The organism is Faecalibacterium langellae (genome assembly GCF_002549775.1).
Taxonomy (GTDB): Bacteria; Bacillota; Clostridia; order Oscillospirales; family Ruminococcaceae; genus Faecalibacterium; species Faecalibacterium langellae.
In genome coordinates this window covers 139,607-162,944 of record NZ_NMTR01000019.1, presented here as the reverse complement: position 1 = coordinate 162,944, position 23,338 = coordinate 139,607, and the positions used below count along the sequence as shown (strand labels likewise).

Genomic DNA, 23,338 nt, shown 5'->3' with positions numbered 1-23,338 from the left:
GAGACTCCTCACATCCGGGCTTTGCGTTTGCTGTTTTTTATGCAGCCGGGCTGGCGGCGCTGTCGTCCGCCTGCGCTTCGGTGCTGTCGGCGCTCTCGTCCAGGCTCTGGGCGTCCGCAGCGTCCTCGGCGGCGGTGCTGTCCGCGGCGGCACTGTCGGCAGAATCCGAACCGGCTGCGGCGAGGATGGCGTCGTTTACGTCGCTCTCGGCCATGGGCTCCGGCTGGCTTGCCAGCGAAGCCGTATCGGTGCTTTCGGGCTTGGTATCGCTCTCGGTCAGGCCGGTGAGATACCAGCTGCCGCTCTGGCGCTCGAACAGATAGTCCATATATTTGGTGGGCGTATCCGAAGACGAGTTGATGATGCTGTCATCGGTGCTGGTGGTGGGGATGTAGCCCACCGTGACGTGCAGCTTGCCGCCGCGCTTGAACAGTCTGGTGACCGTTGCGCGGTAATAGCCCACCGTGCCGGTGACCGGGATCTTGTAGCACTGGGTGGATTCATCGAACTCGATGGTCATATCCTCCATGTCGAAGCTGCGGTGGGTGAGCTTGAAGCCCGGGCCCAGCAGCTTTGCCAGATAGGCATCCACATCCACCGAAGGCAGCAGCAGCTGTTCGGTGTCGGGGTCGGTGTTGTAGTTGTCAAAGCCGCCCTGGGTCTCCTGGATGCTGTAGATGCAGCCCCAGACGGCCGCCTCGCGCAGGGTCAGGTCGTCAATGTTCTCAATGCCGTCAAAGGGCATGGGGTCGAACAGCACGAGGCCTTCCAGCTTATCTTCGTATTCCTGCTTCTGGGCAGTGTCGTCGAACAGGTTCGCCACCAGCCCCACACCGGCGCGCAGCACCGTGACAAAACCGACGAGCACCAGCACAGCCACCAGCAGCCCCAGCGCCTGACGGCCCCGGCGGCGCTGCTGCCGTGCGTGTTCTTCGGGGGTAATATAATGTTTCATAGTTATTTTATCTCCCAGCGTTCAATGCTTTACAGCTCAGTATACCACATACTGCCGCGTTGTGCAAAACATTGGCCGTGGTTTTTTTGTGAAAGTGCGTGCAATACCCGTTTATTCCCAGGTTTTCCACACGTCCGGCTGGTAACCCACGGTGGCCTTGCGGCCGTTGCGCACGATGGGCGTTTTGAACAGCTGCTGGTTCTCAAAGAGCTTATCCTCTTTCTGCCAGTCCACCAGCGCGTCCAGCAAAGCCAGGGTCTGCTTGTCCTTGGCATTGGGGTCCACCAGCTTTTCCCAGCCGCCCAGCGCGCGGGAAACGTTCTCGAACTCGCCGCGGCTCATGCCTTTTTCCTTCAGGTCGATCATCTGGAACTTGATGCCCCGCTCCTTGAAATAGCGCTGGGCCTTTTTGGTGTCAAAGCACTTGGTGGTGCCGAAGATCTGAATATTCATGGTATCGCCCTCCTGAATCTTTATTGTACCACAGCAGCGGGCGGCTGCCTAGGCATAATTTGCGGCAAAGCGGGCCATACTGCCTGCAAGGCATCATCAAAAGGAGGTTTTCCCCATGAACGCATACGTTGACCCTGATCTGTGCATCGGCTGCACCCAGTGCGCCGGACTGTGCCCCGCCGTGTTCCACATGGAGGGCGTTCTGGCTGTGGCCGAGCCCGGCCCCATCCCGCCGGAGGAGGTCCCCCAGGCAGTGGACGCCGCCAACGCCTGCCCCGTGAGCGCGATCCGCATCGAGGAGTAACTTTGTGAGAGCCTTCCCCCCACACAGGAGGAAGGCTTTTTTGTTTTTTCTTTAAAAATCCCCCGCTGGATGCCGTTTTGTGCTATACTATAAGATGTGTAATAATGCAATGGAGGAACACGACTATGCGTTTACTGGTCATTGACGGCAACAGCATCGCCAACCGCGCCTTTTTCGGCATCAAGCTGCTGACCACCAAGGACGGCCGTTATACCAACGCCATTTTCGGCTTTCTGAATATCATGCTCTCCCTGCTGAAGGAGTCCCAGCCCGACGAAGTGGCTGTGGCCTTTGACCTGAAGGCCCCCACCTTCCGCCACAAGATGTACGAGGGCTACAAGGCCACCCGCCACGGCATGCCGGACGAGCTGGCCCAGCAGATGCCGGTGCTGAAGGAGATCCTCACGGACCTGGGCTATCGCATCGTCACCGCCGAAGGCTGGGAGGCCGACGACATCCTGGGCACGCTGGCCGCCGCCTGCGCGGCCCGGCAGGACGACTGCTTCCTTGCCACGGGAGACCGCGACAGCCTGCAGCTGGTGAGCGACACCACCACGGTGCTGCTGGCCACCACAGCGCTGGGCCGCAGCAAGACCGTGACCATGGATGTGGACGCCATCCGCGAAAAATACGGCATCGAGCCCAAGCAGCTCATCGAGGTCAAGAGCCTGATGGGCGATGCTTCCGACAACATCCCCGGCGTGCGGGGCATCGGCGAAAAGACCGCCCTCTCCCTCGTGCAGAACTTCGGTTCGCTGGAAGGGGTGTATGAGCACATCGACGACAAGCGCATCAAGCCTAAGCAGCGGGAACATTTGCTGGAATGCCGCGAGCTGGCCCAGCTGAGCCACACCCTGGGCACCATCCGCACCGATGCGCCCATCGACACCGCCGAGGGTGCCTACGCCATCGGCGAGGGCAACAAGCCCAAAGCCGTGCGCATGCTGCAGGAGCTGGAGATCCACTCCCTGATCCAGCGCTTCGGGCTGGGCGGCATCGTGCCCGCCAATCTGGAGGAGGAGACCGCGAACCTGCCCGAGGCAGAGATCGCACCGCTGTCGCTGACCCCTGCCGGGCATTATCTGGTGGCGTCCCGCCCCCCCGTGATGGGCAAGCAGGGCGTCCACAACGTGGTGCTGCAGCCCGAGAGCTGGTACGCCGTGCAGGGCACCACCGTTTACCCGCTGGAAGACGCAGAGCTCGTGCGCCTGCTGGATGACCCGGATGTGACGCTGGATGTGTTCAACTCCGCGCCGCTTTACGCCAAGGCCATGGCCGCCGGCGGCTGGGGCAGCAGCATCGTGTGGGACGGCAAACTGGCCGCCTACCTGCTGGACGCATCGGCTTCCAAGTATCAGGTGGGTGAGCTGGTGCCCAGCTACAAGGCGGCTGCCGCCTTCACCTGCACAGACTACCCGGACGCAGGCCGTCTGGCGGACCTGTTCGCCAAGATGAAGGCCGAGATCACCGCCTGCGGCGAGGACCCCCTTTACAACGAGATCGAGTTCCCGCTGGCACAGGTGCTGGCGGACATGACCCGCATCGGCATGCTGGTGGACCGCGACGGCATCGACCAGTTCGGCGTGAAGCTGCGCAGCGAGCTGGAACAGGTGCTCACCCGCATCCACATGGAGACCGGCAGCGCCAGCTTCAACCCCAACAGCACCAAGCAGCTGGGCGAGATGCTCTTTGTCACCATGGGCCTGCCCCACGGCAAAAAGACCCAGCGCGGCTGGTCCACCGACGCAGAGACGCTGGAAGCTCTGCGGGATTACCCGCTGGTGGAGGACATCCTGCAGTACCGCGCCTACCAGAAACTGAACTCCACCTATGTGGAGGGCCTGCTCAAGGTCATCGGCGAGGATGGCCGCATCCACACCACCTTCAATCAGACCGAGGCCCGCACCGGACGTCTTTCCTCCGATAACCCCAACCTGCAGAACATCCCCATCCGCACCGAGCTGGGCAGCCAGCTGCGCGCCTACTTCATCGCAAAGCCGGGCTGCGTGCTGGTGGACGCCGACTACAGCCAGATCGAGCTGCGCATCCTGGCCCACGTCACCGGCGACGAGCACATGCAGCAGGCCTTCCGCAGCGGTCAGGACATCCACCGCAGCACCGCCGCCAGAATTTACGGCATCCCCCAGGGCGAGGTGACGCCCCGGGTACGCTCCGGTGCCAAGGCCATCAACTTTGGCATCATGTACGGCAAGGGTGCCTACAGCCTTTCGAAGGACATCGGCGTGACCGTGAAGGAGGCCGACGCCTTCCTGAAGAACTATCTGGCCGCCTTCCCCAGCGTGAGCAGCTATATGGACAAGACCATCGCCGACGCCCGGGCCAACGGCTACGTCTCCACCCTGTTCGGCCGCCGCCGGGCCCTGCCGGAGCTGAACAGCAACAGCCACAACATCCGCGCCAGCGGCGAGCGCATGGCCCGCAACACCCCCATTCAGGGCACCGCCGCCGACGTGATCAAACTGGCCATGGTGCGGGTGTGGAAGCGCCTGCGGGACGAAAAGATGGAGAGCCGCCTGATCCTCACCGTCCACGATGAGCTGATCGTAGAGGCCCCGGAGGCCGAGGCCGAGAAGGCCGCGCAGATCCTGCGGGAGGAAATGGAAGGCTGCGTGCACTACGCCGTGCCGCTGAGCACCGATGTGCACACAGGCAAAAACTGGCTGGAGGCCCATTAAAATGATCATTCTAGGAATTGAATCCACCTGCGACGAGACCGCCGCAGCTCTGGTGGAGGACGGCCGGCACCTGCTGAGCAACGTCATCTCCACCAGCGTGAAAGAACAGGCGCTGTACGGCGGCGTCGTGCCGGAGATCGCCAGCCGCCGCCACTGCGAGTTCATCAGTGCCACGGTGAAAAAAGCCCTGCTGGATGCAGGCAAGACCATCGACGATGTGGACGCCGTGGCCGTCACCTTTGCGCCGGGCCTCATCGGCGCAGTGCTGGTGGGCGTAAACTTTGCCAAGGGCCTGGCCTACTCGGCCAATAAGCCGCTGGTGCCGGTGCACCACCTGCGGGGCCACATCGCTGCGCTGTATCTGACCCACCCGGAACTGAAACCGCCCTTCCTCTGCCTGGTGGCATCCGGCGGCCACAGCCACATCGTGGAAGTGCAGGGCTACACCCACTACCACATCCTCGGCCACACGGTGGACGATGCCGCAGGCGAAGCCTTTGACAAAGTGGCCCGCACGCTGGGCCTGCCTTACCCCGGCGGCCCCAGCGTGGCCAACGCCGCCAAGACCGGCGACCCCAAGGCCTACCGCCTGCCGGTGCCCCATGTGGAGGGCAAATACAACGTGAGCTTTTCCGGCCTGAAGACCGCCGTGCTCAACGAGGTGAACAAGGCCCAAATGAAGGGCGAGGAAGTCAACGTGCCGGACCTTGCGGCCAGCTTTCAGGAGCGCATTGCAGGCATCCTGGCCGAAAAGCTGCTGCTGGCTGCTGCCGATACCGGGGCAAAGCAGGTGTGTCTGGCAGGTGGTGTGGCCGCCAACGGCCGCCTGCGCCAGCTGGTGAACGACGGTGCCCAGAAATTGGGTGCCAAGGTCTATCTGCCAGAGCTGAAGTTCTGCGGCGACAACGGTGCCATGATCGCGGCGCAGGGGTATTATCAGTACATTGCGGGCCACACGGCGGGCCTTGAGCTGAACGGCCTGCCCACTTTGCCCATCGACTACGAATAAGCAGCAAAAAAGACCTGCCTTTCCGGGATCTCCGGAAGGACAGGTCTTTTTCTTATGCAATCTTATGCAAAATATTCCTGCGCGCGCTTTGCGGCGTTGTTGATGCACGCCCGCAGCTCATCCAGCGTGTCGAACTTTTTGCTGGGGCTGAGGTAGGCGTGGAACTCCACCACCGGGTCGGTGCCGTAGAGGTCGCCGGAGAAGCCGGGGATGAAGGTCTCGCAGGTCACCTTGGTGGCGTCATCGTTGACAGTGGGGCGGCTGCCCAGACCGGTGGCCGAGGGGTACCACCTGCCGCCGATGCAGGTGCGGGTGATATAGATGCCGCTGCGGGGCATCTGGAATCCGGCCGGGTACAGCTGGTTGATGGTGGGCACGCCCAGCGTGTGGCCCAGACCCGCGCCGTGCTGCACCTCGAACCGGATGGCGTAGGGCATGCCCAGCATGGCGTTGGCCGCCGGGATGTCGCCGCCTTCCAGCGCGGTGCGGATGCGGGTGGAGGACACCGGCTTTTCTTCAAACTGCGCCATGGGGATGACCACCACTTCCACGCCCAGCGGCGCGCACAGGCGGCGCAGCATCTCAGGATTGCCCGCAGCTTTTGCCCCAAAGGTGAAGTTCTCGCCGCAGAACAGGGCGCGGGCATGGCAGTCCTCCACGATGCCGCGGACAAACTGCTCCGGCGTCAGGCCTTTGATCTCCTCGAAATCCGGCGTGAGGTAATACTCCACGCCCAGGCTTGCGATCAGCGCGTGCTTGTCCGCTGTGGACAGCAGCCGTCTGCCCTTCATTTTATTCACCACCGGCAGCTTGAAGGTGAACACAGCCGGGGCGGCATCGTGGGCCTTGGCCCACTGCACAGCCCCGTCGATCACCGCCCGGTGGCCGATGTGGATGCCGTCAAAGAAGCCCATTGCCACGGCGGTGCCTTTCTCGGGCTCCGCCAGCGGCAGCGGCGCAAACTGTGAAATGATCTGCATGGGTTTTGTTTCCTTTACTTTCGGAATACGCCTTCGCCCTCTCAGTCACCTGACGGTGACAGCTCTCCCAAAGGGAGAGCCAAGAACGTTTCGGTCAGACTTTTGTGTTTCTAAAAAACAACTGCAAATGAACGAATGCGGGCGTCAATTGCGTTCTACAAACAGCTTTTCCACCCGCAGCACGCCCTGCACGATGTTGGCAAGGCCCAAAAACTGCCCGGCGGCATTGCGCGCCCGGTAGCGGCCATCTGCTGCCGGATAGCGGCTGGTGGGGCAGCCGTTGTACAAGTGCTGCTCCACCCATGGCTCCACCACCAAAAGCGGCAGGCTCTCGAACACGCTTTCCACCGGCAGCATCAGTGCCTGCAGAGCGTCCGGGCCCTGCTCCTTTGCGGCAAGGATTTCTTCCAGCGTGTGGGCATCGGCTTCAGTGTACACGCCCGCCGAAGTGCGGCGCAAGGCGCTCATGGTGCCCTTCTGGCCCATGGCGGCGGCGATATCTTCCAGCAGGGTGCGGATATAGGTGCCCTTGGAGCACCGCACGTCCAGCACGAACTCGTTCTCGGCCGGGCTGCCGCCGTAGGTGATGCTGTAAATTTCAATGGGCCGGGCCTTGCGCTCCACGGTCACGCCCTCGCGGGCCAGCTTGTAAAGGGGCTGGCCATTGAGCTTGATGGCCGAATACATGGGCGGCACCTGCAGCTGCGGGCCGATGAACTGCGGCAGCACGGCCAGCAGTTCGGCTTCGCCTGCCGTCACCGGGGCAGTCTCCAGCACGGTGCCGGTCACATCGCCGGTGTCGGTCTTTGCGCCCAGTTTGAGCGTGGCACGGTAGCTTTTGTCGTGGTTCAGCTGCAGGTCCACGGCCTTGCTGGCCCCGCCGCAGAACACCGGCAGCACGCCGGTGGCCATGGGGTCCAGCGTGCCGCTGTGGCCCAGCTTGCGGGTGCCCAGCACGCCGCGCAGCTTTGCCACCACGTCGAAGCTGGTCCAGTCCATGGGCTTGTCAACGATCAGGATGCCCTGCATTTATGCGTCCTCCTGCGGTGCGTCCAGCTCGGCTTCTACCTCTGCCAGGATCGCGTTCTTGGTGTTTTCCAGGTTGCCCAGCAGTTCACACCCGGCCGCGCGGGCATGGCCGCCGCCGCCCAGACGCCGCGCGATGGCGCAGGCGTCCACGCCCTTGGCGGTGCGCACGCTGATGCGGTAGCTGCCGCCGGGCTGCTGGCGCAGGGTCAGGCCCACTTTCACGCCCTCAATGCTCACAGGCAGGCTGGTCAGTTCTTCCAGGTCCGCCGGGTCCACGCCGCTCTGCTCGATCTCATCCCGGGTGAGGTAAATGAGCGCGCACCGGCCGTCCAGATAGTATTCCAGATGGTTGCGGGCAATGCGCTCAGCCTCCATGCGTTCCCGAGGCTTGGTGTCGAACAGCAGGGTGTTCAGTTCTTCCACATGGCAGCCCGCCTCGATGAGCTTTGCCGCCACAAGGTGGGTGTTTGCCGTGGTGGACGAGAAGCGGAAGCAGCCGGTGTCGGTGGCAAGGCCGGTGTACAGGCAGTCGGCGATGTGGGGGGTGATGTCCACGCCCATGGCGCAGATCACCTCATACAGCAGCTCGGCAGCCGCAGCGGCCCCGCCGTCCAGCAGGGTGAAGTCAGCATAGCCGCTGTTGCCTGCGTGGTGGTCGATGCACAGGTCCACATGGCGGGAGAACTGCGGCACACCGTTGCCCTCGCCAAACAGCTGCACGCTGGCCACGTCCACGGCCACCACGGTCTTCGGCTCAAACTCGCCCTTGAACAGCCGCGCATTGGTGAAGGCGTAGCGGGAGGGGATGGCGTCGGAGCAGAGCACCGCTGCATTTTTATCCAGCGCTTTCAGCGCATAGTACAGGGCACTGCCGCAGCCGATGGTATCGCCATCCGGGTTTTTGTGACACAGGATCAGTATGTTGTCTGCAGCCGTCAGGCGCTGGGCCATCTGCTGCACATTCAACTGTTCTGTCATTCCATGATCCATCCTTTCCGCAGGCGGAATTATTCCTCGGTCTCCTCCGGTGCGCTGGCTTCGGCGTCAGCGTCGCCGTTCACATTCAGCGTGCGGAGCAGCTCGTTGATGTGGGCTGCATAGGCTGCGCCGTCATCCTCCACGAAGATGAAGCGGGGTGCCTTGCGGATGTGCATCTTCTTGCTCACTTCGGTGCGCACATGACCGGCCGCGCGGTTCAGCGCTTCAATGGCGGGCTTGGGGCCGTCCTCGCGGCCCATCACGCTCACATACACCTTGGCCACATCCAGGTCGGGGGTCACGTCCAGACGGGTGACAGTCAGCAGACCGCCCTCCAGACGCGGGTCTTTCAGCCGCCCGATGATGGCAATGATCTCGCGCTTCATATCCTGCGCCAGACGGCCCATATTCTTCTGAGACATAGTATTTCTCCTTAAACAAACTTTCTCTGGCACCTTGAGCAGTGCCAGAGAAAATTTCAAAAACTCTTAGTCGCGGTACTCCTCCATCTTGAAGGCTTCGTACACGTCGCCTTCCTTGACGTCGGCGAACTTTGCCAGCGTGACGCCGCACTCGTAGCCCTCGGCCACTTCCTTGGCGTCGTCCTTGAAGCGCTTCAGGGATGCGATCTCGTCCTCGGTGATGACGATGCCGTCACGCACCACGCGCACCTTGCTGTCGCGGGTGATCTTGCCGCTGGTCACGCGGCAGCCTGCAACGGTGCCCACGTTGGAGATCTTGTACACCTGACGGACCTGCAGCTCGCCCAGAGACACCTCGCGGAACTTGGGAGCCAGCATGCCCTTCATAGCGTCGGTGACATCGTTGATGGCGTCGTAAATGACGCGGTACATACGCATTTCCACCTTGGTGGCAGCGGCTTCTTCCTTGGCCACATTGTCGGGGCGGACGTTGAAGCCGATGATGATGGCGTTGGATGCATCGGCCAGGTCCACATCAGACTTGCTGATGGCACCGACACCGGCGTGAATGACGCGCACGCGCACTTCATCGTTGGAGATCTTTTCCAGGCTCTGCTTGACGGCCTCGGCAGAACCCTGCACGTCGGCCTTGACCACGATAGCCAGTTCCTTCATGTCGTTCTGGGCCATCTGGCTGAACAGGTTATCCAGCGTGACCTTCTGGAAGGAGGAGAACTGCTTCTCCTTGGCGGCAGCGATGCGCTGCTCGGCCAGTTCACGGGCCAGACGCTCGTCCTCAACGGCCTCGAACAGGTCGCCTGCTTCGGGCACTGCGGTCAGACCGGTGATCTCCACAGGGGTGGAGGGGCCGGCGTCCTTCAGCTGCTGGCCCTTGTCGTTGCGCATGGTGCGCACACGGCCCACAGCGGTACCGGCAATGATCACATCGCCGGAGTGCAGGGTGCCGTTCTGCACCAGAATGGTGGCGATGGGGCCCTGGCCCTTGTCCAGACGGGCCTCGACCACAGCGCCCTTGGCGCGGCGGTTGGGGTTGGCCTTCAGCTCCATGACCTCAGCTTCCAGAGCGATGCGCTCCAGCAGGTCGTTGATGCCCATGCCGGTGAGGGCAGACACGGGGATGCAGGCCACATCGCCGCCCCAGTCTTCGGTGATGATGCCGTACTTGGTCAGGCCTTCCATCACGCGCTCGGGGTTTGCGGTGGGCTTATCCATCTTGTTCATGGCCACGATCAGCTTGACGTTGGCAGCCTTGGCATGGTTGATGGACTCGATGGTCTGGGGCATGATGCCGTCGTCGGCAGCCACCACCAGAACTGCGATATCGGTCATGTTGGCACCGCGGGCACGCATGGAGGTGAATGCCTCATGGCCCGGGGTATCCAGGAAGGTGATGACACTGTCGTTCACCTTGACCTGATAGGCACCGATGGCCTGGGTGATGCCGCCGGCCTCGCCTGCGGTGACGTTGGTCTTGCGGATGGCATCCAGAATACTGGTCTTGCCGTGATCAACGTGGCCCATGACGCAGACGACCGGGGGACGCTCCACCAGATCATCCTGGGAATCCTCCTCCTGGGTGAACAGGCGCTCCTCGATGGTCACATGCACCTCGTGCTCGACCTTTGCGTGGAACTCCTCGGCCAGCAGAGATGCAGTGTCGAAATCGATGACATCGTTGATGGCGTGCATCTCGCCCATCTGCATGAACTTGGCGATGACCTTGCCGGCCTGCTGCTTCAGGCGGGCAGCCAGCTCGCCGACGGTGATCTCGTCGGGGATCATGACCTTCAGCTGGGCGTTGCGGGCCTTCTCCAGCTGGATGCGCTGCAGGCGCTCGAACTCGGTCTCGCGCTTACCCTTCTGGAACTGCTGGCGCTGGCGCTGGCCGCGCTGGGTGAACTTCTGCTTGTTGCCCTGCGGGGTGGGCTTGCGGCGGTTCTCGGTGTTCTTGGTGGAAGCCAGATCGTCGTAACGGGCATCGAAACGGTCCACGTTCATATCCACGGTGCGGGTATCGACGGTGACCTGATTGTCCTCGCGGCGGACAGACACGGCCTGTGCCGGGGCAGCGGAGGCCTTGGCACCGGTCTCGCGGGCCAGCTCACTCAGGGAGACGGTCTTCTCCTCGCGCTTCTTGTGCTGCTCGTTCTTTTTGTCGCCGTGCTTATTGTTGTTTTTGTTCTGCTGAACAGGCTCAGCCTTCTTGGCGGCGGGCTGCTCGGGCTTTTTCTCGGCCAACTTTTCAGCCTTGGGGGCCTCGGGCTTCTTGTCCGCCTTCTTCTCCGGCTTCTTTTCGGCCTTCGGCTCTGCCTTGGGCTCCTTGGCGCTGTTCAAAAACTCGTCCAGATTGGCCACACTGTTGTCCTTGCTGAACTTTTCCAGCAGGTAGTTCAGCTCGTTCTCCTCGAGGTTGGAGCTGTTCTTTTTGCCGGTGCTGCCCATGGCGTTCAGTTCGTCCAGGACCTTCTTGGCAGAAAGGTTCAGGTCCTTTGCAAAATCACTCACTTTATATTTTACGATCATTCGCTCATATCCTCCTCATTTTTGATTGCTCCGCAGTCCGACAGACGGTCAAAGCAGAGCTTTGCGAGGTTGCGGTCGGTCACCGCGTAAACAGCCACAGGCTTGCGGCTGATATCGGCCAGCTTATCCTGCGAAAGCGGCATGGTGATCACATCCACCAGGTCGCCCACAGAATAGTTCAGGCGCTGCACGGTCTTGGCGCTGGCATCGCTTGCCACCATCACCAGCCATGCCTTGCTCTTAACGCAGGCGTCTTCCACGGCGTCAAAGCCCATGGTCAGCGCGCCCGCCTTGCGGCACAGGCTCAGCGCCTGAAACAGCGCTTCCTCCGGGGGCAGCTTGGGCTTTGCGGGGGCGTTATTCTTCTTTGCCATTGGCTGCCTCCTTTGCGGCTTCGGCCAGCTGTGCGGCCAATGCCTCGTACACCTCGGCGGGAACCGGCTGCTCAAAGCAGCGCTCCAGCGCCTTTTTCTTCTTTGCCTTGGTCAGGCAGTCGAGGCTGGGGCAAAGGTATGCCCCGCGGCCCGGCTTTTTGCCGACCAGATCAATGCTGATCTCTCCGCTGGGTGCACGCACCACACGCACCAGCTCCTTTTTGGGGCGGCTGGTCATGCAGCCAATGCACTGGCGGGAAGGGATCTTTTTCTGTGCCATCCGGTTTCCCTCCTTTGGCTGTCTGCGCCGGAATCACTCGGCGTCGGTCTCGGCTTCCTTCTTGGGTTCTTCCTCGCCGTAATAGCCGCTTTCGGGGCGGATATCAATGTTGTAGCCGGTCAGGCGTGCGCACAGGCGGGCATTCTGGCCCTTGTTGCCGATGGCCAGGCTCAGCTGCTGGTCGGGCACGGTAACGCGGCAGGAGCGGGTCTCGCCGGGCAGCAGCTCCACCTTGACCACCTTGGCGGGGCTCAGGGCTGAGGAGATGAACTCGGAGATATCCTCGCTCCACTTGACGATGTCGATCTTCTCGCCGCCCAGCTTCTCGACCACGGCCGCCACGCGGGCACCGTGCTCGCCGATGCAGGCAGAGACGGGGTTGACGTTGGGGTCCTTGGACCACACAGCCATCTTGGTGCGGGCACCGGCCTCGCGGCTGATGGCCTTGACCTCAACGGTGCCGTCAAAAATTTCAGGCACTTCCAGCTCAAACAGGCGCTTGACAAGGCCGGGGTGGGTGCGGCTGATCATGACGCGGGGGCCGCGCTCGGTGCTGACCACATCCACAACGTAGACCTGCAGGGTCTGGCCCTCGGTGTACACCTCGCCGGGCACCTGCTCGTTGTGGGGCAGGATGGCCTCGCCGCCCTTGCCCAGATCCAGGGCCACGATGCCTTTCTCGGGGTCCACACGGGTAACGGTGGCCTGCACGATATCGTGGGCGCGGGACTGGATCTCGCTGAGCTGCTGGCTGCGCTCGGCCTCGCGGATGCCCTGACGGATGACGTGCTTTGCGGTCTGAGCGGCGATGCGGCCGAAGTCCTTGGTCTTCAGCGGGGTGATGATGCGGTCACCGACCTCATAGGTCTTGCGGATCTTCTGGGCCTCGGTGATGCCGATCTCAGAGTGCTCGTCGTACCAGTCCTCGTCGGCGACGACGTCCTGGATCAGGGCCACATCGAAGCGGCCTGCCTCGGGGTCGATATCCACCTTGACGTGGTCTTCCTCGACTTCATAGTTCTTCTTGACGGCAATGATGATGGCCGCCTTGATCTTCTCGATCAGGTATTCTGCGGTGATGCCGCGCTCGTGCTCCAGCATGGAGAGAGCTTCAAAAAATTCGTTGTTCGCTGCTGCCATTTTTCGGGTTCCTCCTGTAATTTACTCTCTATCTATGTTAATCAAACAGGTCTTCGTCGTCGCACAGGTTCACGCTGGATGCGGCGTTCACCTCAAAGCGCACCGGGCCGTTCTCGGTCTCCAGCGTGACGGTGCTGCCCTCGCGGCCGGCCAGGATGCCGGCAAGCTCGCGCACACCGTTTGCATCCGGGCGGATGAGCTTTGCACGGATCTTCTGGCCCTTGAGGGCTTCGTAGTGCTCGGGGCGGGTCAGCTTGCGGCCAAGGCCGGGGCTGCCCACTTCCAGATAATAGCTCTGGTCGATGGGGTCTGCCTCGTCAAGGATGGGGTCCAGTGCATGGGAGACATCCGCGCAGGTATCGGTATCCATGGTGCCGTCCTTGTCGATGAGCACGCGAAGATACCAGTCCGGACCTTCCTTCTCAAAAACGACATCCCACAGGCGCAGACCCATGCCCTCCACGGTGGGGCGGACAAGCGCTTCGACTCTCTGAGCGGTGTTGCCGCCAGACTGCTTCGCCATAAAAAACCTCCAGACAAACAAGAAACGCGGACCTTGCGGCCCACGTTTCAGGTTAAACTATATCGTACTACTAGAATATACCATACATCCTGCGATTATGCAAGCTTTTTCACGGATTTTTTTCGCCGCAGGGCAATTTACAGCACCCAGACACCGTCCCGGAACAGCTCCACGGTGCGGCCGTCGCGGCATTTGCCGGTGATGTGGCTGTCCTCCGCACCGATCATCACATCCTCGTGCAGGTGAGACTGGTTCATGCCGCGGGCCAGCAGGTCTTCCTTCGTCAGCGCCGTGCCGCCCTCCGTGGTGCCGGGGTAGCTGGCACCGAAGGCGATGTGGCAGGCGGCATTCTCGTCAAACAGGGTGCTGTAGAACAGCTTGCCGCTGCGGTTGATGGGGCTGCTGGCCGGCACCAGCGCCACCTCACCGATGCTGCGGGAACCCTCGTCGCCGTCCAGCAGACGGCCCAGCAGTACCTGCCCCTGCTCGGCATGGTAGTCCACCACACGGCCTTTTTCAAAGGTGACGCGGAAGTTTTTGATGAGCTGGCCGTTGAATACATAGGGCTTCGTGCCCCAGACAACGCCTTCCACCTTATCTTTATGGGGCGCGGTGAACACCTCCTCGGTGGGGATGTTGGGCAGGAACACCACACCTTTTTCGCTCTTGCTGGCGGCACTCTCCCACACGGCCTGGTCAGCAAGGCCCACGGTCAGGTCGGTGCCGTTGCTGCTCTCAAAATGCACGCTTTCCAGATCGAGGGCGTTCATTTTGTCCCGCAGGGTAGAAAGACGCTCCATGTGGGCCTTCCACTCGTTGACCGGGTCGCCGCCGGTCACGCGGCAGACATCAAAAATGAGCTTCCACAGCGCCTCCATGGCGGCGTCTGCATCCAGCTCCGGGAAAATTTTCTTCGCCCAGGGTACACTGGGCAGGGCCGCAATGGACCACTGCACACGGTCATTCATGGTGTACTCCTGCCAGGGCTCCATAAAGGCGCGGCGGGCGGCGTTCACCCGGCTGATCTTATTGCCGTCAAGGCCCGCGTACAGTTCCGGGTCGTCCGCGATGAGGTGCAGCACGCAGACGCCGCCCTCGCTCTCGGCATAGTCCAGATAGCGGCGCAGCTGCCACGGCTTCAGGTCGGTCAGGGCTTCCTCGCTGCCCAGCTCCATGCGGGCGCGGGCCACAGCATCATCCGACCAGTTCACCTGCACATCCCGTGCACCGGCTTCGTAGGCGCTGCGCACGCACAGCCGGGCAAGCGGGGCCCCTTCCAGCGGGCAGTTGATGATAAGGGTCTGGCCCGGCTGCGGGTTCACGCCCACCCGGACGATGAAATCGGCATATTTTTTCAGCAGTTCGTCAAAGTTTTCCACGTTAGAACCTCCTGCGGTGCAAAATGCATTTTTGTTTTCAGTATACCGCAATCCCGTGCCCAACACAAGCAAAAGGAGCCGCTCCCCTTTTGCCGGGAACGGCTCCTTGAAACAGCAGTTTAGAACTCGATCTTGCTCTCAATATAAGCCTTCAGCTCGCTGATGGGCATACGCACCTGCTCCATGGTGTCGCGGTCGCGGACGGTGACGCAGTTGTCGGCCACGATGCCCTTGGCTTCGTCGCCCACGGTGTCGAAGTCCACGGTGATGCAGTACGGGGTGCCGATCTCGTCCTCACGGCGGTAGCGCTTGCCGATGGAACCGGTATCGTCGTAGTCCACCATGAAGTACTTGCTCAGCTCATTGCGGATCTCCATGGCCTTGTCGCCCAGCTTCTTGCTCAGGGGCAGCACAGCGCACTTGTAGGGAGCCAGCGCCGGATGCAGATGCAGCACGGTACGGATGTCCTCCTTGCCCTTGCTGTCGGTCAGGTGCTCCTCGTCGTAAGCCTCGCACAGGAAGGCCAGTGCCACACGGTCACAGCCCAGAGAAGGCTCGATGACGTAGGGGATATAGTGCTCGTTGGTCTCGCTGTCGAAGTACTCCAGGCTCTTGCCGGAAGCTTCCTGATGGCGGGTCAGGTCGTAGTTGGTACGGTCTGCAATGCCCCACAGCTCGCCCCAGTCGGTGAACGGGAAGGCGTACTCGATATCGGTGGTGGCGCGGCTGTAGAAGGCCAGCTCTGCAGGCTCGTGGTCACGCAGGCGCAGGTGCTCCTTCTTGATGCCAAGGCTCAGCAGCCAGTTCTCGCAGTAGTCCTTCCAGTAAGCGAACCAGTCCAGATCGGTGCCGGGCTTGCAGAAGAACTCGCACTCCATCTGCTCGAACTCACGGGTGCGGAAGGTGAAGTTGCCCGGGGTGATCTCGTTGCGGAAGGCCTTGCCCACCTGGCACACGCCGAAGGGCAGCTTGCGGCGGGTGGTGCGCTGGATGTTGGCAAAGTTGACGAAGATGCCCTGTGCGGTCTCGGGGCGCAGGTAGCAGGTGGAGGAGCTGTCCTCGGTGACGCCGATGGCGGTCTTGAACATCAGGTTGAACTTGCGGATGGGGGTGAAGTCGTGCTTGCCGCAGACGGGGCAGACGATGTCCTCATGCTCAGCGATGAAGGCGTCCATCTCGTCAAAGCTCATGGCATCCACATTGACCTCGGGGTGCTCCTCGCCGATGAGCTTATCGGCGCGGTGGCGTGCCTTGCAGGCGCGGCAGTCCAGCAGGGGGTCCGAGAAGCTGGAAACGTGGCCGGTGGTCACCCAGGTCTGGGGGTTCATGATGATGGCTGCATCCAGGCCCACGTTGTAGGGGCTTTCCTGCACGAACTTCTTCAGCCATGCCTTCTTGACGTTGTTTTTGAACTCGACGCCCAGCGGGCCGTAGTCCCAGCTGTTGGCCAGACCGCCGTAGATCTCGGAACCGGGGAACACATAACCACGGTTCTTGCAGAGATTGACGATCATATCAAGGGTCTTTTCGCTCTGTTCCATTGTAGTACATCCTTTCCGTCCGCGGCTGGTTTGCCGTGTCGTGTCGTGTTGTTTCCGGCAGCTTTCCCCACCGCCGGGCGTGCGTTCCAAAACGGAAGCACAGTATCTTTACTTTATCATGTTTTGACGCGGTTGTAAAGCCGCAGCGCACTTATCGGCTGTTTTGTCCGCGTGCAGTGCACACATTGGCCAGTGCCTGCAGCATAACGATGCGGTCCAGCGGCTTTGTCAGGTGGTCGGTCATGCCGGCAGCCAGAGCCTTCTGCCGGTCTTCCGCAAAGGCATTGGCCGTCATGGCAAAGATGGGCACCGTTTTTGCGTCCGGGCGGTCCAGCGCGCGGATGGCCCGGGCGGCGTCGCAGCCGTCCATCACCGGCATCATCACATCCATGAGAATGGCGTCGTAAAAGCCTTCCGGCGACGCCGCAAAGGCCTCCACTGCCTGACGGCCGTCCACAGCCCGGGTCACCCGGACGCCCACTTCCTGCAGGAAAAATTCCGCGATCTCGATGTTCAGGGCGTTGTCCTCGGCCAGCAGCACCTTCGCCCCCTGCAGCACCGAGAGATCGGCCTCCCTGTGCTGCTCGGCAGCCGCCGGGGCGGCACTGGGGTCTGCGGTAAACGGCAGGGTGATGGTGTAGGCGGTGCCCACATCCTTTTCGCTCCGGAACGTGATGGTGCCGCCCATGCGGTCCACCAGACTTTTTGTGATGGCCATGCCAAGGCCGGTGCCGCCGTAGGTGGAGCGGGGGCCGCTTTTCTCCTGACTGAAGGGCTCGTAGAGCCGCTCCTGGAATTCATCGCTCATGCCGATGCCGGTGTCGGCGCAGACAAAACGGATCTGCACCGTGTCCCCTTCACCGGGCAGCTCGGTGCATTCCAGCGTGACGCGGCCATTGTCCTTGTTGTATTTGACGGCGTTGCTGAGGATGTTCATCAAAAGGCGCTTGACGTGCAGCGGGCTGCCGATCAGTTTGGTGTGCTCCACCTCCATGGGTCTGCGCCGGATGCGGATGCCGCGCTCTGCCGCCTGTTTTTCCAGCACAGTGCAGGTCTCGTCCAGCAGCTGCGGCAGGTCAAAGGGCACCTTTTCCAGCACGATCTCGCCGGATTCCAGCTTGCCCATGTCCAGCACTTCGTTCACCAGCTCCAGCAGCAGGGTGGACGCCTCCCAGATCTTGCGGCGGCACTCGGTCTGCCGAGCGGTGTCCTCCGGGTAATGGTCGCCGATCTCCACCATGCCGCGGATGCCGTTGATGGGCGTGCGGATATCGTGGCTCATGCGCTGCAGGAATTCGGTCTTTGCAATATTGGCAGCTTCCGCCTTGAGGGCCTCGGCCTTGAGCTGCTTCTGATACTCCTGCTCCCGGCGCAGCTGCTGTTCGCGGTAGCGCTGGGCCGTCTTCCAGCGCAGCATCTGCACCAGAAAGAGGATGACCGCATACACGAACACCGCAAACAGCATGTTGCGCGGGGTGGAATCGAACACCTCGGCTTCCGGCCGGAACACATACACATAGAAATTGCGCCCGCGCTCAATGACGCCGTAGGCGCACCCCGGCCCGGTCCAGCCGGTGTGTACATGGAGCATTTTTCCGTCGGTGCCATTGGTCTTCAGACCCGCCAGAACGGGCATATCGTCCACACTGGTGCCCAGCAGGGACGCATCGTTGCTGGCCACGATCTGGTCGCCCCGGGTCACCACAATGGTGCCGTCCACCTGCGGTGAATATCCCTGCACGATGTTCTGATAAGAAAGGTTGTAGTTGCGCACATATTCTTCCGTGGTGTGGTAATACACCACCAGCACGCCGCGTTTGTCCGTGCGGGCACAGGCCGCGATATCCACATAGGAGCCGTCCTCCAGCTCGACCCGCCCCGCATAGACCTGCTGCGGGTGGTCGGCCACGTTCAGCAGCGTCGTGCGGGAAAGCGTCTGCGGCAGCTCGTCCGCCGTGAGTGGGTCATCCGTCGAAGCGCTGCACTCCACTTTGCCCTCCGGCGTGAGCAGCAGCGCACCGGTGATGGTGTAGCTGCGCAGATATTGTGCCACCGCGGCATCATCCAGCTCCCGTTCCCGTTCGATGTCGCTGCACAGGTGCTGCACGTTCTCCATGACCCGCATCAGACTCTTGGTCTCGGAGGCAAGGTTCAGGTTGTCGTAGCCGGTGCACTGCTCTTTGATATAGCTGATGGTATCCGAAAAATGCTTTTCCGCCGTGTTCAGGTCTGTCTGTATGGAGCCAACGAACACGCCGCCCAGCACCAGCAGCCCCATCAGGATGCAGACCACGATGTAGTGATACCGAATGATTATTTTCTTCCATTCCTCAGTCATCGCTGCTGCCCCCCATTCCCTCCAGATAGTGGTCCGGTTCGTCGAGGTAGCGAGACACGATCTCCCGGGTGGTGCCATCGGCCAGCATTTCCCGGAAGGTCTCGGTCAGCCGCTGAGGCAGACCATCGGCCCGGTCCTTGGCAAAGGCCACGCCGAGGTCCGCCTGCATCAGCGGCTCGGCCAGAATGCGGTACTCCACGCTGTAGTCCTTCATAAACTGCCGGATGGCGCTTTCGTGGGCAGCCAGGGCATCCGCATAGCCCTTGATGAGGGTGGTGTAGATCAGGTCGCGGTCCTGCAGCGAGTACACCGCCCGCAGCTGCGGCAGACCGTTCGCCGCTGCATCAAGGAACAGCTCCTCCGGCTTTGTGGTGGACTGCACCACCAGCGTCTTGTCCGCAAGGTCGGCCAGGGTATAGATGTCGCTGCTGGTGCGCACGGCCACCACCTGACGGCTGTGCAGATAGGGCCCGGCCCAGGTGTATTCGTCCTCACGCCCGTTCATGGAAAAGCTGCCCCAGGCACAGTCAATGGTGCCGTTCTCCACCAAGGTCTTCTTCTCCTCCCAGTTGATGGTCACGAACTGCACCCGATAACCCAGGCGGCGGAATGCCTCCTGGGCCAGCTCCACATCCACGCCGGTGGGCTGACCGTCCGAGCCGGTGTAATTGAAAGGCGGGTAGTTGTCGCTGCCCACCACGATGACCGGCAGCTCTGCCGGGCTGCTGTCCGCTTTTTCTTCGGCCGGGCGGCAGCCGCACAGCAGCACCATGCACAGGCCCAGCACCGCCAGCGCCAGGCTGAAAAACCGCAATCTTCTGCTTCGCGCATTCATAATCCTCTACCTCTGATACCTTCTGTTATTGGCCGCACTTTTGGTAATAACAGAAAAATTGATGGTCATATTATAGCGAACTCTCCTGCCCGATAAAATCCGCAATTTGTGTCAAATCGCGTCATATCGGCTAAGGACCGGCAAAGGCCGCATCGGCCCCAAAAACAAAAAGCCCGCCCTGCACCGAAAGGGGTTTCCTTTCGGCAACAGAGCGGACTATTTCATTATAGTTTTACTTGTGGTATTTCATTCCCGCGTTGATGGTGCAGGCGCGGTAAATTTGCTCGGTGAGCACAAGGCGGGCCAGCTGGTGCGGCATGGTGATGCGGCCCATGCTGAACTTGAGGGCGGCGGCGCGCTTTACTTCTTCCGCAAGGCCGTGGGACGAACCAATGACGAAGGCCACATCTCCGGCCCCGCTGTTGGCGCGGTCGGCCAGGAACTGGGCCAGCTCGTCGGAGGAGATCTGCTTGCCTTCAATGCACATGGCCACGATGGCCGCGCCCTTGCGCACGCTGGACAGGATGGCTTTGCCCTCTTTTTCCAGCGCCTTTTTTACCACAGCATCGGAAGCGTTCTTTTCCTCGATCTTTTCTTCCGGCAGTTCAATGATGCGGAAGGAAGCGAACGCGGCCAGCCGCTTCTGGTATTCGGCCACGCCCTCAGCGAAGTACTTCGCGTTGAGCTTGCCCACACAGATCAGGTCGATATTTTGCATGACAGCTTCCTCTTTTCAGGCTCAACAATTTAAAATGCCCTCCGCGTCTTACGGGTTGCGGCACCCAGCATCCGCTTCGTGCCTTGGGCGGCACTTGCGTCTGTCTTGCTGGCCGCTGCCCCAACAACTCCTCCCTGTTTCCGCCGCTGGCGGCGGTCGTCGTCGTTGCTGGGCATCTTCAGCGGAAAATCCATTTTTATTTTCGTGTTTGTCGCGGCCTGCGGGCTGCTCCAAACACATTTTCACAGGTGGGGTCGTTGCGGCAAACAGCATTTTGCTGCTGTCAGCCTTCGGCTGCCGCGCGGCAGAAAGAGCACGAGCTTCCCCGTACGGCTCGTCGCGCAAGCGACTTGAAATCGGCGGAACACAAAAAATCCTTTAGCGCAGCGACTTGGATTTTTTGTATGGAGCCCAACAGCTTTGGGGTTACTAGGGGCGTGCAGCCCCTAGTTCGTGCCTCCCGCGCCTCGAAAGTAGCGGGTGCTTTTCTGGTTCTCTTTTGGCACGCAAAAGAGAACGTGTCCGGCGGAGAACCATTGTATAAAAGCCATCCCACCTATCCCACGCGAAAATGCTCTGCATGGGAACATTACAGCAAACTCATCTGCTCCCCTGAGTCCTCCGCGCGGATCAGCGCACCGGTGGCGGGCAGGCTGCGCACGCGGTAGCGGTGCGGGTCGGCCAGTTCCAGCGTGTCTGCCGGGACCACCGACGCGATGGTCTGGTTCTTCTTCAGCGTGACCACCGCCACGCCCTGGCTGTCGCGGGTGGTCTTGGCGGCGATCTGCGCCGACCCCACCAGCAGCATCCGGCTGGCGCTGGTGCGGATGGCAAGCTCGGTCTCCTCCGGCAGGAACAGAAGCTTTGCCAGCGGTTCCTTGTCGCAGTAGGCCTTGAGCAGTTTTCGCCGGTTCTGCTTGGTGGCATAGGAGCTCAGCGGAATTTTCGCGCACTTGCCGCTGGCGAAGAAGAACAGCATGTGGCCGCTGTAGTCACCGGTGATGACCATAGCCAGCACATTCTCGCCCTCGTCCATCGCAAGACGGCCCGGGATGAAGATGCCCATCTGGGCCACCTTGCCGTCCTCCAACTCGGCCAGACGCACCTTGTACACCTGCTGTTTGTCGGTGAAGAACAGCGCTTCCATGTTGTTTCGGGTCTCGATCTGCTGGACGATCTCGTCGCCCTCTTTCAGCTTGTGGGCACCGGCAGTGCGCAGACCCTGCGGCGGAATCTTCTTGAAGTAGCCCTCGCGGGTGAAGAACACGGTGACAGGATAATCCGGCACGGCTTCTTCTTCCGCGCCGCTCTCCTCCTCGGGCAGGTCATACAAAATTTCGCTGCGGCGGGGCTGGCCGTATTTCTTGGCCACATCGTTCAGTTCATTGATGATGATGCGGCGGATGCGGGCAGGTTTTGCCAGAATATCGTTCAGGTCGGCGATATCCTTTTCCAGCTGTTCGATCTCGCTGGTGCGCTTGAGGATATACTCCCGGTTCAGGTGGCGCAGCTTGATCTCAGCCACATAATCGGCCTGCACTTCGTCGATGCCGAAGCCGATCATCAGGTTGGGCACCACTTCGGTCTCCTCCTCAGTGGTGCGGATGATCTTGATGGCCTTGTCGATGTCCAGCAGGATGGCGGCAAGACCCTTGAGCAGGTGCAGGCGCTTTTCCTTGCCGTGCAGGTCGTAGTAGGTGCGGCGGCGCACGCATTCCACGCGGAAGGCCGTCCACTCTTTTAAAATTTCGCGCACGCCCATCACGCGAGGCTGGCCGGACACCAGAATGTTGAAGTTGCAGCTGAAGCTGTCCTCCAAGGGCGTCGCCTTGAACAGCTTTGCCATCAGCTTGTCGGCGTCCACGCCGCGCTTGAGGTCCAGCGTCAGCTTCAGGCCGTTCAGGTCGGTCTCGTCGCGCATGTCGCTGATCTCTTTCACCTTGCCGGCCTTGACCAGCTCGGCAATTTTGTCCATGATGGCTTCCACGGTGGTGGTGGGCGGGATCTGGGTCACCTCGATCATGTTCTCGCCCGGCACCACATTGTAGCGGGCACGCACCTTCACGCTGCCGCGGCCGTTCTCGTAAATTTCACGCATCTGCGCTTCATCGTAGAGAATTTGGCCGCCGCCCACGAAGTCCGGGGCGGGCATGGTGGTGGAGATGTCGTGGTGTTCGTCCTTCATCAGTGCCACGGTGGTGGCGCACAGCTCTGCCAGATTGAACGAGCAGATGTTGCAGGCCATGCCGACTGCGATGCCCAGCGTGTTGTTGGCCAGAATGGTGGGGAAGGTCACCGGCAGCAGGGTGGGCTCGGTGGTGGTGCTGTCGTAGTTGGGCACAAAGTCCACGGTCTCCTTGTCGATGTCCCGGAACAGCTCCTCGCACACGCCTTCCAGCTTTGCCTCGGTGTAACGGGCGGCAGCGCAGGACATATCGCGGCTGTAGGCTTTGCCGAAGTTGCCCTTGCTGTCCACGAAGGGCACCAGCAGGCTTTCGTTGCCGCGGCCCATGCGCACCATGGTGTCGTAGATGGCGGCGTCGCCGTGGGGGTTCAGGTGCATGGTGCTGCCCACGATGTTGGCCGATTTAGTGCGGGCCCCTTTCAGCAGGCCCATCTCGTACATGGTGTACAGCAGCTTGCGGTGGGCGGGCTTGAAGCCGTCGATCTCCGGCAGCGCACGGCTGACGATGACGCTCATGGCGTAGGGCATATAGTTGGTTTCCAGCGTGCGGGTGATGGGGTCTTCCAGCACGCTGCCGGCATTTAAGATTTCAACGCCGTCGCCCAGCTGCGGGCGCACCGGCTTGAGTGTTTTCTTGCTTTGTTTTTTTGCCATT

20 protein-coding genes are annotated in these 23,338 nt (G+C 61.4%); 3 read left to right on the top strand and 17 right to left on the bottom strand.

Annotated features, from left to right (window positions below; translation table 11 throughout):
- Nucleotides 1-37 precede the first annotated feature (37 nt).
- Nucleotides 38-955 carry an Ice-structuring protein gene (locus CGS49_RS08205; protein ID WP_097801366.1) on the bottom strand — a complete coding sequence of 306 codons (918 nt, stop codon included), beginning with the start codon at nucleotides 953-955 and terminating at the stop codon, nucleotides 38-40.
- Nucleotides 956-1,066: 111 nt separating this feature from the next.
- Nucleotides 1,067-1,408, bottom strand: coding sequence for an arsenate reductase family protein (locus CGS49_RS08200; RefSeq protein WP_097801365.1), 342 nt, complete (start codon nucleotides 1,406-1,408; stop codon nucleotides 1,067-1,069).
- Between the two features lie 115 nt (nucleotides 1,409-1,523).
- On the opposite strand from CGS49_RS08200, the gene CGS49_RS08195 reads away from it, so the two are divergent.
- From CGS49_RS08195 to tsaD, 3 genes are all read left to right on the top strand, one after another.
- Nucleotides 1,524-1,712: a ferredoxin gene (locus CGS49_RS08195; protein ID WP_097801364.1), complete on the top strand. Its 189-nt coding sequence runs from the start codon at nucleotides 1,524-1,526 to the stop codon at nucleotides 1,710-1,712.
- Nucleotides 1,713-1,837: 125 nt separating this feature from the next.
- Nucleotides 1,838-4,408, top strand: a complete 2,571-nt coding sequence (gene polA, locus CGS49_RS08190) for a DNA polymerase I (RefSeq protein ID WP_097801363.1) — start codon at nucleotides 1,838-1,840, stop codon at nucleotides 4,406-4,408.
- A gap of 1 nt (nucleotide 4,409) precedes the next feature.
- Nucleotides 4,410-5,417 (top strand): tRNA (adenosine(37)-N6)-threonylcarbamoyltransferase complex transferase subunit TsaD, encoded by a 1,008-nt coding sequence (tsaD, locus tag CGS49_RS08185; protein WP_097801362.1) that lies wholly within the window; start codon nucleotides 4,410-4,412, stop codon nucleotides 5,415-5,417.
- A 62-nt stretch (nucleotides 5,418-5,479) separates the two neighbouring features.
- Here the strand turns inward: tsaD and ribF are convergent, their stop codons facing one another.
- The 15 genes from ribF to CGS49_RS08110 all read right to left on the bottom strand — a co-directional run bounded on the left by ribF (nucleotide 5,480) and on the right by CGS49_RS08110 (nucleotide 23,337).
- A complete protein-coding gene (gene ribF / locus CGS49_RS08180; protein WP_097801361.1) occupies nucleotides 5,480-6,397 on the bottom strand; it encodes a bifunctional riboflavin kinase/FMN adenylyltransferase in 918 nt (305 codons plus the stop codon).
- Nucleotides 6,398-6,541: 144 nt separating this feature from the next.
- Entirely contained in the window at nucleotides 6,542-7,426 is an 885-nt protein-coding gene (gene truB / locus CGS49_RS08175; RefSeq protein ID WP_097801360.1) for a tRNA pseudouridine(55) synthase TruB, read from the bottom strand.
- A complete protein-coding gene (locus tag CGS49_RS08170) occupies nucleotides 7,427-8,416 on the bottom strand; it encodes a DHH family phosphoesterase (protein ID WP_097801359.1) in 990 nt (329 codons plus the stop codon).
- 17 nt (nucleotides 8,417-8,433) lie between these two features.
- Nucleotides 8,434-8,826: a 30S ribosome-binding factor RbfA gene (gene rbfA, locus CGS49_RS08165; RefSeq protein ID WP_097801358.1), complete on the bottom strand. Its 393-nt coding sequence runs from the start codon at nucleotides 8,824-8,826 to the stop codon at nucleotides 8,434-8,436.
- Nucleotides 8,827-8,892: 66 nt separating this feature from the next.
- The gene (infB, locus tag CGS49_RS08160) at nucleotides 8,893-11,370 is read right to left on the bottom strand and encodes a translation initiation factor IF-2 (protein WP_097801357.1); all 2,478 of its coding nucleotides are present in this window, start codon (nucleotides 11,368-11,370) and stop codon (nucleotides 8,893-8,895) included.
- A complete protein-coding gene (locus CGS49_RS08155) occupies nucleotides 11,367-11,744 on the bottom strand; it encodes a L7Ae/L30e/S12e/Gadd45 family ribosomal protein (protein ID WP_097801356.1) in 378 nt (125 codons plus the stop codon). Before CGS49_RS08155 ends, infB begins: the two co-directional genes overlap by 4 nt.
- A complete protein-coding gene (rnpM, locus tag CGS49_RS08150; RefSeq protein WP_097801355.1) occupies nucleotides 11,728-12,024 on the bottom strand; it encodes an RNase P modulator RnpM in 297 nt (98 codons plus the stop codon). Before rnpM ends, CGS49_RS08155 begins: the two co-directional genes overlap by 17 nt.
- A 33-nt stretch (nucleotides 12,025-12,057) precedes the next feature.
- A complete protein-coding gene (gene nusA / locus CGS49_RS08145; protein ID WP_097801354.1) occupies nucleotides 12,058-13,164 on the bottom strand; it encodes a transcription termination factor NusA in 1,107 nt (368 codons plus the stop codon).
- A 37-nt stretch (nucleotides 13,165-13,201) separates the two neighbouring features.
- Nucleotides 13,202-13,687 carry a ribosome maturation factor RimP gene (gene rimP, locus CGS49_RS08140; protein ID WP_097801353.1) on the bottom strand — a complete coding sequence of 162 codons (486 nt, stop codon included), beginning with the start codon at nucleotides 13,685-13,687 and terminating at the stop codon, nucleotides 13,202-13,204.
- A gap of 137 nt (nucleotides 13,688-13,824) precedes the next feature.
- On the bottom strand, nucleotides 13,825-15,066 hold the full coding sequence (locus CGS49_RS08135; protein ID WP_097801352.1) for an aminopeptidase: 1,242 nt from the start codon (nucleotides 15,064-15,066) through the stop codon (nucleotides 13,825-13,827).
- A gap of 119 nt (nucleotides 15,067-15,185) precedes the next feature.
- Complete coding sequence (locus CGS49_RS08130; protein ID WP_097801351.1) at nucleotides 15,186-16,607, bottom strand: glycine--tRNA ligase; 1,422 nt, start codon at nucleotides 16,605-16,607, stop codon at nucleotides 15,186-15,188.
- A 151-nt stretch (nucleotides 16,608-16,758) separates the two neighbouring features.
- Nucleotides 16,759-18,945 (bottom strand): ATP-binding protein, encoded by a 2,187-nt coding sequence (locus CGS49_RS08125; protein ID WP_097801350.1) that lies wholly within the window; start codon nucleotides 18,943-18,945, stop codon nucleotides 16,759-16,761.
- Nucleotides 18,938-19,759: a substrate-binding periplasmic protein gene (locus CGS49_RS08120; RefSeq protein ID WP_343215860.1), complete on the bottom strand. Its 822-nt coding sequence runs from the start codon at nucleotides 19,757-19,759 to the stop codon at nucleotides 18,938-18,940. Before CGS49_RS08120 ends, CGS49_RS08125 begins: the two co-directional genes overlap by 8 nt.
- A gap of 253 nt (nucleotides 19,760-20,012) precedes the next feature.
- Entirely contained in the window at nucleotides 20,013-20,498 is a 486-nt protein-coding gene (gene rlmH / locus CGS49_RS08115) for a 23S rRNA (pseudouridine(1915)-N(3))-methyltransferase RlmH (RefSeq protein WP_097801348.1), read from the bottom strand.
- A gap of 589 nt (nucleotides 20,499-21,087) precedes the next feature.
- Nucleotides 21,088-23,337, bottom strand: coding sequence for a DNA gyrase subunit A (locus CGS49_RS08110; RefSeq protein WP_097801347.1), 2,250 nt, complete (start codon nucleotides 23,335-23,337; stop codon nucleotides 21,088-21,090).
- Nucleotide 23,338 lies beyond the last annotated feature (1 nt).